Raw genomic sequence first — 16,729 nt, forward strand, 5'->3', positions numbered from 1 at the left:
AATATATACTTTGGCGAACCAGTTGGTTGACCCGTTGGTCATCATCAGGGAGGTGTTGTAATGAACGGGCAAATACTGGAGTTACCTTTGCTACCCCTGCGCGGCATACTGGTTTTCCCATACATGATTGTTCACCTGGACGTAGGTCGTCATAAATCGGTTCAGGCCATTGAAGAAGCCATGTCCGGGGACAAAGCCATCTTCCTGGCCACCCAGAAAGATGTGCACAATGAAGAACCCGGGGAAGAGGATATCTACCCGATTGGCATAGTGGCCGAAGTCAAGCAACTGCTCAAGCTGCCCGGCGGCACCATTCGCATTCTGGTGGAAGGCGTGGCCCGGGCCAGAATACTGCGCTATGTAGCCCAGGAACCTTATTTCCTGGTGCAGGTGGAGCAGCTTTCCGAAGAAAGCCGCAAGACACCCGAAGTCGAGGCGCTGATGCGCAATCTGACCTACAGCTTTGAACAGTATGTCAAGCTCTCCAAAAAAATACCCCCGGAAACCATGGTGGCAGTGGCCAACCTGCAGGATCCGGGACGGCTGGCCGATATTGTGGCCTCGCACCTGCCCTTGCGCCTGGAAGAAAAACAAAGCGTGCTGGAAGCCCTGGATGTGGCCAGGCGCCTGGAAAGACTGTGCGCACTGGTGAGCAAGGAACTGGAAATTGTCGAGCTGGAGCGCAAGATCAGCATTCGCGTGCGCAAGCAGATGGAGAAAACCCAGAAGGAATATTACCTGCGAGAGCAAATCAAGGCCATCCAGAATGAATTGGGAGAAAGAGACGAGCGCCTGGCCGAAGGGGAAGAATACCGGCGCAAGATTGCCCAGGCCAAACTGCCCAGAGAGGTGGAGGAAAAGGCGCTCAAGGAAGTGGAACGCCTGGAGAAAATGTCGCCCATGGCCGCCGAGGTCACCGTGGTGCGCAACTACCTGGACTGGCTGGTGGCCCTGCCCTGGAGCAAGAGCACTCGCGACCGGCTGGATCTGACCCAGGCCGAGAAAATTCTGGAAGAAGACCATTACGGGCTGCAGGAGCCCAAGGAGAGGATTCTGGAGTACCTGGCCATCCGCAAGCTGGCCAGAAAGCTCAAAGGGCCGATCATCTGCCTGGTGGGACCGCCCGGTGTGGGCAAGACCTCGCTGGGTCGCTCCATCGCCCGGGCCCTGGATCGCAAATTTGTGCGCATCTCCCTGGGCGGCGTGCGGGATGAGGCCGAGATCCGCGGTCACCGCCGCACCTATGTAGGGGCCCTGCCCGGCCGGATCATTCAGGGGATGAAAAATGCGGGCACCAAAAACCCGGTCTTTCTGCTGGACGAAATTGATAAGATGAGCAGCGATTTCCGCGGCGACCCGGCTTCGGCGCTGCTGGAAGTGCTGGATCCCGAGCAGAACAACACTTTCAGCGACCACTATATTGAGGTGCCCTTCGATCTGTCCAATGTCATGTTCATCACCACGGCCAATGTCAAGTACAACATTCCCCGGCCGCTGCTGGACCGCATGGAACTGATTGAAATACCCGGTTACACCGAGGAGGAGAAGCTGCAGATTGCCCTGCGCCACCTGGTGCCCAAGCAGGTCAAGGAGCACGGTCTATCTCCGGACAACTTTACGGTTTCGGAGAAGGCTCTGCGGCGCATCATCCGCGAGTACACGCGGGAGAGCGGTGTGCGTAACCTGGAGCGCAAAATAGCTGCCCTCTGCCGCAAGGCGGCCCGGCAGATTGTTACCGGCAAAGCAGAAAAAGTGAAGATTACCGCCCAGAATATAGAAACCTACCTGGGCATGCCCCGCTACCGCTACGGCATGGCCGAGCAGGAAGATCAGGTGGGCGTGGCCACCGGTCTGGCCTGGACCGAGGTTGGGGGCGATACTCTGGCGGTGGAAGTGACGCTGTACCAGGGCAGTGGCAAGCTCACCCTGACCGGCAAGCTGGGCGAAGTGATGCGCGAGTCGGCCCAGGCCGCCTACAGCTATGTGCGCAGCCGGGCCGCCGAGCTGAATATTGACCGGGAAATGTTTGAGAAGTATGATGTGCACATTCACCTGCCCGAAGGAGCCATTCCCAAAGATGGACCTTCCGCCGGCATCACTCTGGCCTGTGCTCTGGCTTCGGCCCTCACCGGCCGCAAAGTGCGCTGCGATGTGGCCATGACCGGCGAGATCACCCTGCGCGGCCGGGTGCTGCCGGTGGGCGGCATCAAAGAAAAAGTGCTGGCGGCGCACCGCGCCGGTATTAAAACCGTGCTATTGCCCCAAGATAATAACAAAGACCTGGAAGAAATTCCGGCCAATGTGAAGCGCCATCTGGAATTTAAGCTGGTAACCCATATGGATGAGGTGCTGGAGGTGGCGCTGCAGCCGGCCGAAAGCGATGATGAGAACGCTGCGGTGGGCAACCTGCCCGAGCTGCTGCCGCCCGAGGTGGCGGGCTACCAGCCGGTGATTGCCCCCGGGGGAGGAACCCAGATCCATTCATGAAGATCCTGAGTGCCGAGTTTGTCAAAAGTGCTGTATCCTTAAAACAGTGCCCGGATACCGCCCTGCCGGAAGTGGCAGTATCCGGGCGTTCCAATGTGGGCAAGTCGTCTCTGATCAACAAACTGGTGCGGCGGCAGGGTCTGGCCAAATCCAGCAAAACTCCCGGCCGGACCAGGGCGCTGAATTTCTTCCTGATCAACCGGAGCTTCCATCTCGTGGACCTGCCGGGTTACGGTTATGCTGCCGTTTCGGAAGAGATGAAGCAGCAGTGGGGTGCCATGATTGAGGAATACCTGCTCCAGCGCTCGCAGCTGCGGGGCGTGCTGCTGCTGCTGGATATCCGCCACACGCCCGGCCAGCACGACCGGCAGCTCTGGGAGTGGCTGGTCTACTACCGGGTGCCCGCCGTGCTGGTGGCCACCAAGGCGGACAAGCTCTCCGGCAACCAGAAGACGAAGCAACTGGCTGTGATTAAGCACACATTACAGTTGCCCGAGGAACAGCCGCTAATCCCCTTTTCTGCCCGCACCGCGGAGGGTCTGCCCCAGTTGTGGAAGCAGATTGAGCTGCTCTTGAAAATGCCCGCCCGGGGGGAGTAACCGGTATGTTATTTCTTTTCCGGTGTTAACCGGGCCTGCTGCAGGGCGGTGCGGGCCAGATCCTGAAAAATCAGGCCATCCGGCAGGGATACCTTTTCGCTGCTGGCCTGCAGGATTTTCTCTAGCATTTTCCACTCGCCGGCAGCGGCCAGCGGGCGGTCATACCACCATCCGCCACTATGAGCCTCCTGCAGCAGGGCCGGGCTGAAGGCCGGCACCGGCTGCGCGGGCTCCCTCTGCAGGGCGGTGCGGATCTGGTCCGGATCGTTTTGCTGCAGCCACTGCTGGGAACGGTAGAGGGCGTTGACCAGGGCCTGCAGGGCCGCTTTCTTTTCCTGCAGTGCCTGGCGGGTGGTGACGCAGGTTGCGGCGGGAAAACGGCCGGTGAAACTGTCCAGCCGGGCCAGCGGGTAGATCCCGGGCTCGCTCTGGGCATATACTTCTTCAGCGGGCAGGACGGCATAATGGGCCAGGCGCGTTGTGACAATGGCCCGCCGCACCTGGACGGGGATGCTGTCATAAAGCAGCACACTGGCAAAGGGCCGCAGGCCATTTTGCTGCAGGATATACCGGAGCAGGATGCTGTCCTGTTCGGTGTCCGTACCGGTCAGGATGGAGCGATCTTTCAGATCGGTCCAGGCAAAACCGGGCGTATTTTCCGCCCCTACCAGGTAGATGGCCGGACTGGCGGCTATGGCGGCGATGAAAACCGGCCGGCCGCCCTGCGCTAGCCCTGCAGCGGTTTCCATTACCGGTAAAAGCTCCAGACTGTGCACCAGGGCCACATCGGCCTCTTTTTTTTGTACTTTTTCCCAGGCCGCTGCACTGGAAGGGCAGGCCATCTGGCTGATGGTCAGATGTTCCTGGCTGGCGTACCCCAGCGGTACCATCAGCAGGTGCGGCAGACTGGTGATGTTCGGGGGAGGTACGGCCACCCGCAGGGTGTATCCGGCAAACTCCCGGTCCTTTCCCCACCAGAACAGATAATAGGAAAGCACGGCCAGCGCGGCGCTGAGCAGCACCATGAGCAGGGCCGGCAGGCGGTAGCGCATGGCTCAAGACACCTCCTCCCGCACTATATTTATTGGGCGACGCCCGGTAATATGACCGGAGGCAGGGAAATCACTTGACACTTTCCGGCCGGTTTGGTTAAGATAAACCTGAATTGCGGGCTGGCAGGCTCCTTTTCGTCAAAACACGAAAGGGGCTTTTCTCTATTTGTTGAATTCCTATGATTGTAAATCACGGGGGAAGGAGTAGAATACGGATGGATAAAGAAACGGGTTTTAATATGCCCAAAACCTATAACCCGCAGGATGTGGAAGACCGGTGGTACCGCTACTGGGAGGAGAGCGGCTTTTTTCACGCCACGCCGGATGGAGATAAAGAACCCTTTTGTATAGTGATGCCACCGCCCAATGTGACCGGTCAGCTGCATATGGGACACGCTCTGGACAATACGCTGCAGGACATCCTCACCCGCTGGCGGCGTATGCAGGGCTATAATACCCTCTGGCTGCCCGGCACCGACCATGCCGGTATCGCTACCCAGGCCAAAGTGGAGGAACAGCTGGCCAGAGAAGGCCTGAACAAATATGATCTGGGCCGGGAGAAGTTCCTGGAGCGGGTGTGGGAATGGAAGCGGCAGTACGGGGGGCGCATCACCACCCAGCTGCGCCGCCTGGGAGCCTCCTGTGACTGGCAGCGGGAGCGCTTCACCATGGATGAAGGTTGTTCGGCGGCGGTGCGGGAGGTTTTTGTGCAGCTGTACGAGCGCGGGCTGATTTACCGCGACTACTACATTACCAACTGGTGTCCCCGCTGCCACACCACCATTTCGGATATAGAAGTGGAACACCTGGAAAAACCCGGCCAGCTGTACTATGTGCACTATCCCTTGAAAGACGGCAGCGGCGGCATCACCGTAGCCACCACCCGGCCGGAAACCATCCTGGGCGATGTGGCCGTGGCCGTGCATCCGGAAGACGAGCGTTACCGGCACCTGGTAGGTAAGACCCTGGTGCTGCCTCTGGTGGGGCGGGAGATACCGGTAATTGCTGACGAGTATGTGGACCCGGCTTTTGGAACCGGCGCGGTGAAAATTACCCCCGCTCATGATCCCAATGACTTTGAGGTAGGCCAGCGCCACGGTTTGCCCCAGGTCATCGTGATCAACAAGGATGCGGTGATGACGGCCGAGGCGGGCGTCTACCAGGGCCTGGACCGCTGGGAGTGCCGCAAGAAGCTGGTGCGGGATCTGGAAAGCCAGGGGTATCTGGTAAAGATTGACGACCACAACCATGCCGTGGGGCACTGTTACCGCTGCAACACGGTTATTGAGCCCATGCTCTCCAAACAGTGGTTTGTGCGCATGAAGCCGCTGGCCGGGCCGGCTATTCAGGTGGCCGAGAGCGGGCGGGTGAAATTCATACCGGAACGGTTTACCAGGATTTATTTGAACTGGCTGGAGAACATCCGGGACTGGTGCATCTCCCGCCAGCTGTGGTGGGGCCACCGCATTCCGGTCTGGTACTGCGCGGACTGCGGGGCCACCATCGTATCCCGGGACGATCCCGCCCGCTGCAGCGGCTGCCAGGGCAGTAATCTAACCCAGGATCCTGATGTGCTGGACACCTGGTTTTCTTCCGCCCTGTGGCCTTTTTCCACCCTGGGCTGGCCCAACCAGACCGTGGATCTGGCCTGCTATTACCCCACCACCGTACTGGTCACCGGGCGGGACATCATCTTTTTCTGGGTGGCCCGGATGATTTTCAGCGGGCTGGCTTTTATGAACGATGTTCCCTTCCGCCATGTGTTCATCCACGGTCTGGTGCTGGATGCCATGGGGCGCAAGATGAGCAAGTCCCTGGGCAACGGGGTGGACCCCATTGATGTAATTGAGAGCCACGGTGCCGACAGCCTGCGCTTCATGCTGGTGACGGGTAACACGCCGGGCAATGACCTGCGCTTCCACTTTGAAAGGCTGGATGGGGCGCGCAACTTTGCCAACAAAATCTGGAACGCTTCGCGCTTTGTGCTGATGAATCTGCAGGATTACCAGCCCGGTCAGGTGCCGGAGCGGGAGAAACTGCTTCTGGCCGACCGCTGGATTATCAGCCGCCTGCAGCAGGTGATTGGGGAAGTTACGGAGTATCTGGAAAAATACGAACTGGGTGAAGCGGCCCGCGTGCTGTATGATTTCATCTGGAGTGAGTTCTGCGACTGGTATATCGAGCTGGCCAAGCCGCGTCTGTACCGGTCGGAAGGCGAGCAGCGCCAGGTGGCCCAGTATGTGCTGGCCAGCGTGCTCAAGACCACGCTGGAATTGCTGCATCCCTTCATGCCCTTTATCACCGAGGAGATCTGGCAGCGCCTGCCGGGGCATGGACAGACCATCATGAAGGCACCCTGGCCCAAACCGGCCTCTCTGTATCGCGATCCGGTCGCCGAGCAGCAGATGGATGTGCTGGTGGAGATTATCCGTTCTATCCGGCATATCCGCAGTGAGATGAATGTGCCGCTGGGCAAACAGGCTGACGTGGTGCTGCTCTGTCCGGACGCCGGAACCAGAAGCCTGCTGGAGTCCTGCCGGGCCGACATTGATCATCTGGCTACAGCCCGGACGACGATAGTGGCGGAAATGGCCAGCAGGCCGGAACAGGCGGCCCATGCTGTGGCCCGCGGTGTGGAAATATACCTGCCGCTGAAAGGGTTGATTGACATAGACCGGGAAAAGGCCAGACTGCAGAAAGAACTGCAGGCAGTGGAGAAGGATCTGGCCCGGGTGAGCGGCAAGCTGGGCAACCAGGGCTTTTTGAGCAAGGCGCCGCCTGAAGTGATTCAGAAAGAAAAGGAAAAAGAGGCCGAACTGTCCGATAAGGCGGCCGCCTTGCAGCGCCGCTTGCAAATGCTGGGCTGATATTGTAAGATAACATAAAATTCATCATTAACGGGGAGCTCATGTTATGGGCTGAGAAAGGGCTTTAAGCACCTGACCCGCAGAACCTGAACGGGGTAATGCCCGCGGAGGGAAGTGCTTGCTGAGGATTTACCAGCGCATCCTGAAGCCGGGGTGCGCTTTTACTTTTTGGGGGAGTATAAAACAAAGTGAACGGGAGGATGGAGCAATGACCCAGCTGGAAGCGGCCCGGGCCGGTAAGATTACTGAGGCCATGGAGCAGGTAGCTGAAAAGGAAAAAATAGCGGTGCAGGAAGTTTGCCAGGGAGTGGCCCGGGGAGAGATCGTCATTCCCGCCAATGTACGTCATGAAAATATCCAGCCGGCCGGGGTGGGCAAAGGACTGCGGGTCAAGGTGAATGCCAATATTGGTACATCCACCGCTTATCCCGAGTTGGCACCGGAGCTGGAAAAACTGGCTGCGGCGCTGGAGGCGGGCGCGGACAGTGTGATGGATTTGAGCACGGGCGGCGATTTGCCGGCCATCCGGCAGGAGATCATCGCCCGCTGCCCGGTGATGCTGGGCACCGTGCCGGTATACCAGGCCTGGGTGGAGGCGGCCCGGCGCGGTGGGCACATTCTGGACATGAGCGAGGATGAGCTGTTTGCCGTGATTGAGGAGCACGCCCGCAGCGGGGTGGACTTCATCACCGTGCACTGCGGGGTGACCAGTCAGGTGATCCGCACGCTCAAAGAGCAGGGCCGGGTGACCGACATTGTCAGCCGGGGTGGCTCCTTCATGGCCGCCTGGGTGCTCCATCACGGGCGAGAAAACCCGCTCTACAGCCAGTTCGACCGCCTGCTGGAAATCTGCCGGCAGTATGATGTAACCTTAAGCCTGGGGGATGGGCTGCGGCCGGGCGCCCTGGCCGATGCCACCGACCGGGCCCAGGTGGCCGAACTGCTGGTGCTGGGCGAGCTGGTGGACCGGGCCCGCCGGGCCGGTGTGCAGGTGATGGTGGAAGGCCCGGGTCACGTGCCTCTGCACCAGGTCGCGGCCAATATTCAGCTGCAGAAGTCGCTCTGCCAGGGGGCGCCGTTCTATGTGCTGGGGCCGCTGGTGACCGATGTGGCGCCGGGCTACGACCACATTACTTCGGCCATTGGCGGTGCGCTGGCGGCCTGGGCGGGAGCCGACTTTCTGTGCTATGTCACGCCGGCCGAGCACCTGGGACTGCCCACGGTGGAGGACGTCCGGGCCGGGGTGATTGCGGCCCGCATTGCCGGTCATGCCGCCGACATTGCCCGCGGCCTGCCGGGAGCGCTGGAATGGGACCGGGCCATGGCCCAGGCCCGGCGGGCCCTGGACTGGGAAGAGCAGCTGCGGCTGGCTATAGATCCCGTGCGGGCCCGCCAGGTGCGGGAGCAGCGCAACCAGGCCGGAGCCCAGGCCTGCTCCATGTGCGGAGACTTTTGTGCCATGCAGTTGGTGGCCGATTATTTGGGCAAAGATTTTATGCCCTGCTGATTTCTCTAAAGCCCTGCTGACAGGCGGGGCTTTTGCTGTTATCATTGCATTTGAGGGGTAATGATTATTAAAAAAGGAGTTAGCAACAGGTGAACTACCAGCAAGCGCTTGAATTTCTGCAAAACCTAACCAAATTCGGCATAAATTTGGGCCTGGGCCGCATCACCCACCTGCTCGGGCTGCTGGGCAACCCGCAGGAAAAGCTGCAAATCGTCCACATCGGCGGTACCAACGGTAAAGGTTCCACCTCGGCCATGGTGGCTGCCGTCCTGCAGGAGGCGGGCTATCAAACCGGCGTTTTCACTTCCCCGCACCTGCACGACTACACCGAGCGTTATTGCATCAACGGCCGGCCGGCCGACCGGGAGGACCTCGCCGCTCTGCTGACCGAAATGCGGCCATATCTGGAAAAAATGGTTGATGACGGCCTGGAACACCCCACCGAGTTCGAGGTGTGCACAGCGCTGGCCTTCCTCTACTTCTACCGCCGGCAGGTGGACTATCTGGTGCTGGAAGTGGGTCTGGGCGGGGCCATTGATTCGACCAATGTGGTCCACCCGCTGGTTGCGGTGATCACCAATGTGGCCCTGGATCATATGGATTATCTGGGCCAGACCATTGGCGAGATCGCCACGGCCAAAGCGGGGATTATCAAACCAAACACACCCGTGGTAACGGCGGCAACCGGCGAGGCGCTGGATGTGATTCAGGATTTCAGCCGGCGCCATGCCGCCCCCCTGTACGTGGTGGGGCGGGATATTACCTGGCAGGAAAAGTCCTTCCGCTTTGAACGCCAGGTGATTGATGTGCAGGGCCGTTTGGCGATGTACCGGGATCTGGCTTTACCCTTGCCCGGGCGGCACCAGCAGATCAATGCCGCTACGGCGGTGGCGGCGCTGGAGGTATTAATTGAAAAAAGAGCCCGGATCACCCCGCAGCAGCTCCGCTCCGGACTGGCCCGGGTACAGTGGCCGGCCCGGCTGGAAGTGCTGCGCCGCAGTCCCCTGGTGTTACTGGACGGCGCCCACAACCATGCCGGGGCGGCGGCGCTGGCGGCGGCGCTGCGCGATTGTTTCGCCGGCCGGCGCATTCACCTGGTGCTGGGGATGCTGGGAGACAAGGAGCGCAGCAAGGTGTTGGCCGAACTGGCTCCCTGCGCCGCTTCCGTGGTGGTGACCAGACCCAACAGCCCGCGGGCCGGTGATTGGCAGCAGCTGGCGGAGGAGGCGCGGCGCTTTGTGCCGGATGTTCAGGTGGTGGAGGACGTGGCCGGTGCGGTGGAGGCAGCCCTGGGCAGGGCCGGGTCAGAAGACGTGGTTTTGATTACCGGGTCACTCTACATGGTGGGGGAAGCCCGGGAGCTGTTCACCTAAAAATTACCTCAGCGACTTGCCGCCGGGCTGATTTCATTGTAAACTGAAGTTAATGTCAGCACTGGCCTTTGCGGTCAGCGGATTTGGTGGTTGGCACAGGATTATGGGTAAGGCATCTTATCAACCCAAAAGCGTTTGGGTATTGCTCCTGCTTATGACTATGGGCGGGCTGGCCGGCAGTGCTCTGGCCGGCCAGCTGGGTAACTACTGGCCGGTGCTCAGCTCCACGGCTCATTTCGGGCTCAATCCGGCGACGCTGGATCTGCATTTCTTGCGCGTCACCTTCGGTTTTACCATGTCGCTGGGGCCGCTGACGGCCCTGGGCCTTTTCCTGGGCTACTGGGTCTATTCCCGTCTCTGACAGCCGGCCGCAGATACTGTTTCATTGCGCCAGCATCATGGACAAGACATATGTGTTGACCTAACGGGGTGAGAAGTATTGCTCATACTGGCTTCGGCTTCGCCGCGGCGGCAGGAATTGCTCCGCCAGCTGGGAGCCGATTTTGTGGTAAAGACTGCCCGGGTCAGTGAGGATTTTCCGGCTGACTGGCCGCCGGCCCGGGTGGTGGAGATGCTGGCCCTGCGCAAGGCGGCGGCGGTGGCCGGTGAGCTTACCGCCGGGCTGGTGGTCGGGGCCGATACAGTGGTGGTGCTGGACGGGTGCATTATGGGCAAGCCGGCGGACAACCGGGATGCCCTGCGCATGCTGCGCCTGCTGGACGGCAGAACGCACAGCGTGTTCACCGGCCTGGCGGTGGTGGATGCCGCCGGAGGGAAACAGGTTGTGGCGCATGAAGAAACCCGGGTATTTTTTTCCGCACCCGATAAGCGCCAGCTGGCCGACTATGCGGCCAGTACGGAAGTTTTGGATAAGGCCGGCGCCTATGCCGTGCAGGGGCGGGGTGCCAGGTTTGTGCAGCGCATTGAGGGCTGCTATTTTAATGTGGTCGGTCTCCCCCTGGCTCTGCTGAATCAAATACTCTGCCAGGAGTTTTCCTTTATATTGTAAGCCCGGGATGGGCAGGCGGGGACCGGAGCGTTACGGGCGGGTGAGGATGTTGTCCTACCGGGTCACAGTGAAGGACATGCCCCGGGAACTGCGGCCGCGGGAGAAACTCCTGGACTGCGGCGTGGACAGGTTGAGCGACAGCGAACTGCTGGCCATCATCCTGCGCACCGGCAGCCGGGAGAAAAGCGCCATCGAACTGGCCGGCAGCATTATCGCCGCTTTTGGCGGCCTGCGCCAGCTGCTGGACGCCAGCATGGAGGAGCTGTGTGCCATCGGCGGGGTGGGGCTGGCCAAAGCGGCCCAGATCAAAGCGGCGCTGGAGGTAGGGCGCCGGGTGGCCTTGAGCTCGTATGGTTTAAGACCGGTCATTCGCAGCCCGCAGGATGCCGCCGGCATGGTCATGGAAGAAATGCGCCACCTGGACCGGGAACATTTCGTGGTTTTGCTCTTGAATACTAAAAACCAGGTGCTGGCCCGGGAAGTGGTGGCGGTGGGCACCCTTTCCTCGTCCACCGTGCATCCGCGCGAGCTTTTCAAACTGGCCATCCGCCGCAGCGCGGCGGCGGTTATTTTATTGCATAACCACCCCAGCGGCGATCCCTGGCCCAGTCCGGAAGATATTCAGGTGACGCAGCGTCTTTTAGAGGCGGGACGCATTATTGGCATTGAAGTGCTGGATCATATCATCATTGGAGATAATAAGTATATCAGCCTGAAAGCAGAGAATCTGCTGGCATGATCACGCGGCGAAAGGGGCTATATAAATAAATGCGATTTGGTCTGTTTTCCAAAGATATGGGCATTGACCTGGGTACGGCCAACTCCCTGGTCTACGTCAAAGGTAAGGGTATTGTGCTGCGCGAACCGTCCGTGGTGGCCATCCAGCGGGACAACGGTCAGGTCATGGCGGTGGGCGAGGAAGCCAAGCAGATGATTGGCCGTACACCGGGCAACATTGTGGCCATTCGGCCCATGAAAGACGGCGTGATTGCCGATTTTGACACCACCCAGAGCATGATCAAATATTTTATCAACAAGGCCCTGCACGGACGAACCTTTCTGGTCCACCCGCGGGTGGTGGTCTCGGTTCCCTCGGGGGTAACCGCGGTGGAAGAGCGGGCGGTCCGGGAGGCCGCCCTGCAGGCGGGGGCTCGCGAGGCCTACCTGATTGAGGAACCCATGGCCGCCGCCATTGGTGCGGGTTTGCCCGTACACGAGCCCACCGGCAACATGATTGTGGACATCGGCGGCGGTACCACCGAAGTGGCAGTAATCTCCCTGGGCGGTATTGTCACCAGCCGTTCCATCCGCATTGCCGGTGATGAGATGGACGACGCCATCATCCAGCATGTGAAGAAGACTTACAATTTGATGATTGGTGAACGCACAGCCGAAGAAATCAAGATTGAAATTGGCACCGCCTATCCCACCGAGGGGCTGCAGCCTTATGATATCCGGGGACGGGATTTGATCTCCGGCCTGCCCAAGACGGTGACGGTTTCTCCTGAGGAAATTTACAAAGCTCTTTCCGAACCGGTATCGGCCATCCTGGAGGCCATCAAAGCCACCCTGGAACAAACCCCGCCCGAGCTGGCGGCCGACATTATGGACCGGGGCATTGTGATGGCCGGCGGGGGGTCGCTGCTGCGCGGTCTGGATGTGCTGGTCAGCGAACAAACCGGTATGCCGGTCTATCTGGCCGAGGAACCGCTGCTGGCGGTGGCCTACGGCACCGGCCGGGTGCTGGAGAACATTGATGTGCTGCGCAAGGTGCTTATCCAGCCCAAAAAGCTGGCCTGAGAGGGTGTCAAGAAGGTAAAGTTCATAAGTCGGGCCCGGATACTCCAGAATAATTGGGTAGACCGGGTCTTGTTTTTGGGGCAAAATTTTGCTGTAAAGTTGCCGGGCCTGGCGATATAATGTTGTTGTCGCGATTTTTCTGCACGAGGTGAGATCTTTTGAAGGCAAGAGTGCCCTGGCGGGTCCTGGTGATAACCGTCATTCTGGTCATGGCCACATTGTCCCTGATTCGCTATACCGCGCCGGGCCGGGGCGGTTTTACCCCCCTGGAAGCCGCCCTGCGCGATGTAACCGCGCCTGTGGGCAGCGTATTCACCGGGGTGGGACGCGCTCTCGGCCGGGCACTGGCCTTTCCCGCCTCTCTGCCCCGGCTGGCCGGAGAGAACCGGCAGCTCAAGCAGGAGGTGGCGCAGCTCCAGTCGCAGCTGCTGACAGCCCGGGAATATCAGCTGGAAAACCAGCGCCTGAAGCAACTGCTGGATTTTCAGAGCCGGCTGGCTCCGGTGCTGCAGATGCAAACCGTGGCGGCGGCAGTGGCCGGGCGCGATCCGTCTAACTGGTCGGGGATGATCTTGCTCAACCGTGGCTCAGCCAGCGGGATCCGGGCCGGACAGGCGGTGATTACACCGGCCGGGCTGGTGGGCCGGGTGGTGGCGGTCAGCCCGCACAGCGCCCAGGTGCTGCTGATCACTGATCCCCGCAGCGGGGTGGGTGCTTACCTGCAGCAGAGCCGCTCTCCGGGCATTGTACTGGGCCAGGCAGGGGCGATGAGCAGCGTGGTGATGACCCACATCCCCAGCGACGTTCCAGTACAGGAGGGGGATATTGCTCTGACTTCGGGCTTAAGCGGCCTATATCCCAAAGGTGTGCCCATAGGTCGGGTGCGGGGGGTGAGCCGGGAGAGCTCGGGGCTCTTTCAGCAGGCCAGCCTGGATACTTTTGTGGACTTTGAGCGCCTGGAAGAAGTGCTGGTGGTGACCGGCTACCGGCCCGTGACCGTACCGGCCGGTGCCCTGCCCTATCCCTGGGGTGACGGTACCGGCAGCGGTCCGGGATCGCCGGGAGCCATCGGGGCCGGTGAATCGCCGGAACCGGGCGGGAGCAGGCGGTGAACGGCGCTATGCGGATTTTATATTTACTGGGTTATTGTTTGGCGGCACTATTTCTTCAGATGACTCTGTTTGCCGCCTTTGCTCCGGGGGGAATCGTTCCCTGCCTGTACCTGCTGCCCGTGGTTCTGGCCGCCTTCTGGTCGGGTCGGGGGGAAGGGGCGCTGCTGGGTTTGTGGGCCGGCATCCTGGTGGATATTGCGGCGGGATACAATTTGGGGCAGCATGCGCTGGCCACCGCCGCGACAGGGTACCTGGCGGGTCTGGCGCATAACAAGATTTACAAGGAGAGCGCCCTGCTGCTCACCCTGTTCATGTTTTTAGCCGCATTTGTGCATCAGCTGCTGTACTACCTGCTGCTGGGCCTGGCGGGCGTGGCGGTTTCACCTGCTCCGGGTCTGGGGCGGATCATTCTGCCTACCGCATTATATACAGCGCTTTTTGTCCCTTTTTTGTTCCGGTACTTTTACCGCTGGTTTTATCGCAGCCGCTGGCGAGAACAAGAATACTGACAGGCAGGCGGAGGCTCTATGGACAATAAAAAGCTGGAAAAAAAATACCGCGCATTGCTGGTACTCATGGCCATCGGTTTGGGGCTGATCGTCAGCCGTCTGGTTTATTTACAGGTAATCGATGCCGCGCGTTACCAGACCCTGGCTACCATGAACCACGTGCGTCTGGTAACCGTACCCGCCCCCCGGGGCGAGGTTTTTGATCGCCACGGGGGGCGCCTGGTGGCCAACCGGCCGGTGTTTGTGCTGAAAACAGCCAACCGGTCGCTGGACAGCAGGCTGCTGGGTGATTTGCTGGAGCTGATTGGGCAGGATGCCAATTTTCGGGGCAAGATTACTCCCGGAGAGCTGGCAAAAGAATTCCAAAACCGCCTCAAGGCGGCCCGGCCGCACGAGTATATTGTGATTGCCAAGGATGTAACCCGGGAAACCGTAGAGAAGATTATGGAGCAGCAGGAAAAATACCAGAGCATAGTTATAGATGTGGAACCCATCCGTTACTATCCTTTCGGTGACCTGGGCGGTGAGGTTTTCGGCTATGTCCGGGAAATAACGGAAAAGCAGTTGGAAGAACACGCCGACGAGGGATACAAGCTGGGGGATCAGTTTGGGCAGGTGGGGTTGGAGTATACCTTTGAAAGCTATCTGCGCGGTACCGACGGTGCTCATCAGGTAGAGGTGGATGCACAGGGCAAGCCGGTGCGCGACCTGGGTCTGAAGGCGCCCGTACCGGGCAACAACCTGTATCTGACTCTGGACCAGCCATTGCAGCGGGTGGCTCAGGATGCGGTGAGCGAAGCGATCGCCCGGGCCCGGCAACTGGGCTACGCCAAACTGCCGGAAGGAAAATCCATGAGCGGGGCGGCGGTGGTTATGGATGTGCACTCGGGAGCGGTTCTGGCCATGGCCTCCCTGCCTTCCTACGATCTGAATATTTTCTCCGGTCCTCTCAGTCCGGTGGTGTACAGCCAGCTGCTGAGCAGCCGGGCGCTGCGCAATCACGCCATCAGCGATATTTACACGCCGGGTTCCACATTCAAGATGGTGTCCCTGGCCGCCATGCTGGAGAAAGGCATTGTGGACAGGGGGACGGTGATCTCGGACCCGGGTTACTACAAGTATAAAAAAGACTGGAAGCCGGGCGGGCACGGTCTGGTCAGTCCGGTGGAAGCCCTCAAGTATTCCTGTGATACCTTTTTTTACATCTTCGGACCGCGGGCGGGGCCGGAACTGATGCAGGAGTACGCCGATAAATTCGGTTTCGGGCGAGTTACCGGTATCGAACTGCCGGGGGAGGAAAAGGGTTATGTGGCTTCCCGGGAACTGAAGAAAAAGCACTGGGCCGGCGATCCGTGGGAGTCGCAGTGGCATGAATATGACAGTATGGACATGGCCATCGGGCAGCAGGAAACAAAGGTGACCGCGCTGCAGCTGGCCCGGTATGTGGCGGCCATTGCCAACGGGGGTACTCTTTACCGGCCCTATCTGGTGGAAAAAATAACCGCTCCGGATGGCGGGACCATCCACGCTTTCACTCCCCAGGTCATGGGCAAAGTGGATCTGTCGCCGGACACCTGGGAGATCCTGCACCGCGGCATGCATGAGGTCACCACCACCAACGGTACGGCATCCGGCGTGTTTGCCGGTGCCGCATACAGCGCTGCGGCCAAGACGGGCACGGCCGAGGTGGGTGACCGGGCCAAAAACAGCCACGCCCTTTTTGTAGCATATGCACCTTACGAAAAACCCGAAGTCGCTGTGGCGGTGATTATCGAATACGGTGGTAAGGGCAGCGGTATTGCCGGTCCGGCGGCCCGGAAGATCCTGGACGCCTATTTCGCCGGCAAAGCTGCTCCGGGGCCCGCCAATGCGGAACATTAAATTTATTTCATCATAATAGCTATTTTAGCAGGATTTGGTTTTTGGCTGTAGAAATTTTCTGGGGGAAAGAATATGTGGGGCAGGATAACAAGGGGGATGTGTTTTTTTGGCCAGGGAGAAAGCGAGCGGTCATTGGCTGGCGGACTGGTCCGGGGAGACCGGTGAGGAAGGCCATACTTTGCTGATCAAACGGACTCTGCGCTCCGGGCAGAGAATAAATTTTGACGGTAATGTGGTGATTGTGGGCGATGTGAATCCAGGCGCGGAAGTGGTGGCAGCCGGGCATGTGATTGTAATGGGACAGCTGCGGGGAGTGGTGCATGCCGGGGCCGCCGGTGATGAAAATGCAGTGGTGATGGCGCTGAAACTGCTGCCCACGCAACTCCGGATTGCCGGGCATATCACCCGCCCCCCCGATGAAGAAAAGCAGGGCGGCAGCGGTCCGGAAATAGCCAGCATTAAAAACGGCATTGTCACCATTGAAAGTTATTATTAACTGGTTGCTCAACTATTGACGGGGAGGATGCAATACC

The 16,729-nt window shown here is 59.8% G+C and carries 14 protein-coding genes and 1 riboswitch; of the genes, 13 read left to right on the forward strand and 1 reads right to left on the reverse strand.

The genetic code is table 11. The annotated features are described in order from the left end of the window. Positions 1-60: 60 nt before the first annotated feature. The gene (gene lon / locus ACUVTU_RS01000) at positions 61-2,487 is read left to right on the forward strand and encodes an endopeptidase La (protein WP_445888092.1); all 2,427 of its coding nucleotides are present in this window, start codon (positions 61-63) and stop codon (positions 2,485-2,487) included. Further along, positions 2,484-3,086, forward strand: a complete 603-nt coding sequence (yihA, locus tag ACUVTU_RS01005) for a ribosome biogenesis GTP-binding protein YihA/YsxC (protein WP_445888093.1) — start codon at positions 2,484-2,486, stop codon at positions 3,084-3,086. The genes lon and yihA overlap by 4 nt, the downstream gene beginning before the upstream one ends. 8 nt (positions 3,087-3,094) lie before the next feature. Here yihA and ACUVTU_RS01010 read toward each other — a convergent pair whose 3' ends face one another. After that, a complete protein-coding gene (locus ACUVTU_RS01010; RefSeq protein ID WP_445888094.1) occupies positions 3,095-4,138 on the reverse strand; it encodes an ABC transporter substrate-binding protein in 1,044 nt (347 codons plus the stop codon). 215 nt (positions 4,139-4,353) lie between these two features. Between ACUVTU_RS01010 and ACUVTU_RS01015 the strand changes: the two genes are divergently transcribed. The 11 genes from ACUVTU_RS01015 (at position 4,354) to minC (ending at position 16,692) form a co-directional block, all read left to right on the forward strand. Beyond that, the gene (locus tag ACUVTU_RS01015) at positions 4,354-7,005 is read left to right on the forward strand and encodes a valine--tRNA ligase (RefSeq protein WP_445888095.1); all 2,652 of its coding nucleotides are present in this window, start codon (positions 4,354-4,356) and stop codon (positions 7,003-7,005) included. 21 nt (positions 7,006-7,026) lie between these two features. Continuing rightward, positions 7,027-7,136, forward strand: a riboswitch (TPP riboswitch). Positions 7,137-7,213: 77 nt separating this feature from the next. Then, the gene (gene thiC / locus ACUVTU_RS01020; protein ID WP_445888096.1) at positions 7,214-8,512 is read left to right on the forward strand and encodes a phosphomethylpyrimidine synthase ThiC; all 1,299 of its coding nucleotides are present in this window, start codon (positions 7,214-7,216) and stop codon (positions 8,510-8,512) included. Between the two features lie 89 nt (positions 8,513-8,601). Continuing rightward, positions 8,602-9,885, forward strand: coding sequence for a bifunctional folylpolyglutamate synthase/dihydrofolate synthase (locus tag ACUVTU_RS01025; protein WP_445888097.1), 1,284 nt, complete (start codon positions 8,602-8,604; stop codon positions 9,883-9,885). A gap of 103 nt (positions 9,886-9,988) precedes the next feature. Further along, positions 9,989-10,246, forward strand: coding sequence for a DUF4321 domain-containing protein (locus tag ACUVTU_RS01030; protein WP_445888098.1), 258 nt, complete (start codon positions 9,989-9,991; stop codon positions 10,244-10,246). Between the two features lie 78 nt (positions 10,247-10,324). Further along, a complete protein-coding gene (locus tag ACUVTU_RS01035) occupies positions 10,325-10,894 on the forward strand; it encodes a Maf family protein (protein WP_445888099.1) in 570 nt (189 codons plus the stop codon). A 49-nt stretch (positions 10,895-10,943) separates the two neighbouring features. Further along, on the forward strand, positions 10,944-11,633 hold the full coding sequence (gene radC / locus ACUVTU_RS01040; RefSeq protein ID WP_445888149.1) for a RadC family protein: 690 nt from the start codon (positions 10,944-10,946) through the stop codon (positions 11,631-11,633). Positions 11,634-11,662: 29 nt separating this feature from the next. Then, positions 11,663-12,694 (forward strand): rod shape-determining protein, encoded by a 1,032-nt coding sequence (locus tag ACUVTU_RS01045; protein WP_445888100.1) that lies wholly within the window; start codon positions 11,663-11,665, stop codon positions 12,692-12,694. A gap of 158 nt (positions 12,695-12,852) precedes the next feature. Further along, positions 12,853-13,806, forward strand: a complete 954-nt coding sequence (mreC, locus tag ACUVTU_RS01050) for a rod shape-determining protein MreC (protein WP_445888101.1) — start codon at positions 12,853-12,855, stop codon at positions 13,804-13,806. A gap of 8 nt (positions 13,807-13,814) precedes the next feature. After that, entirely contained in the window at positions 13,815-14,315 is a 501-nt protein-coding gene (mreD, locus tag ACUVTU_RS01055; protein ID WP_445888102.1) for a rod shape-determining protein MreD, read from the forward strand. An 18-nt stretch (positions 14,316-14,333) separates the two neighbouring features. Further along, on the forward strand, positions 14,334-16,196 hold the full coding sequence (gene mrdA / locus ACUVTU_RS01060) for a penicillin-binding protein 2 (RefSeq protein ID WP_445888103.1): 1,863 nt from the start codon (positions 14,334-14,336) through the stop codon (positions 16,194-16,196). A 136-nt stretch (positions 16,197-16,332) separates the two neighbouring features. Continuing rightward, complete coding sequence (gene minC, locus ACUVTU_RS01065; RefSeq protein WP_445888150.1) at positions 16,333-16,692, forward strand: septum site-determining protein MinC; 360 nt, start codon at positions 16,333-16,335, stop codon at positions 16,690-16,692. Positions 16,693-16,729 lie beyond the last annotated feature (37 nt).

It is taken from the genome of Desulfurispora sp., from assembly GCF_052744395.1.

Excerpts from the sequence above, each read along its gene's own strand:
- ACUVTU_RS01015 (WP_445888095.1), top strand. The coding sequence starts at position 4,354 with ATGGATAAAGAAACGGGTTTTAATATGCCCAAAACCTATAACCCGCAG.
- ACUVTU_RS01010 (WP_445888094.1), bottom strand. The coding sequence starts at position 4,138 with ATGCGCTACCGCCTGCCGGCCCTGCTCATGGTGCTGCTCAGCGCCGCG.
- mrdA (WP_445888103.1), top strand. The coding sequence starts at position 14,334 with ATGGACAATAAAAAGCTGGAAAAAAAATACCGCGCATTGCTGGTACTC.
- yihA (WP_445888093.1), top strand. The coding sequence starts at position 2,484 with ATGAAGATCCTGAGTGCCGAGTTTGTCAAAAGTGCTGTATCCTTAAAA.
- ACUVTU_RS01045 (WP_445888100.1), top strand. The coding sequence starts at position 11,663 with ATGCGATTTGGTCTGTTTTCCAAAGATATGGGCATTGACCTGGGTACG.
- lon (WP_445888092.1), top strand. The coding sequence starts at position 61 with ATGAACGGGCAAATACTGGAGTTACCTTTGCTACCCCTGCGCGGCATA.
- thiC (WP_445888096.1), top strand. The coding sequence starts at position 7,214 with ATGACCCAGCTGGAAGCGGCCCGGGCCGGTAAGATTACTGAGGCCATG.
- mreD (WP_445888102.1), top strand. The coding sequence starts at position 13,815 with ATGCGGATTTTATATTTACTGGGTTATTGTTTGGCGGCACTATTTCTT.
- ACUVTU_RS01030 (WP_445888098.1), top strand. The coding sequence starts at position 9,989 with ATGGGTAAGGCATCTTATCAACCCAAAAGCGTTTGGGTATTGCTCCTG.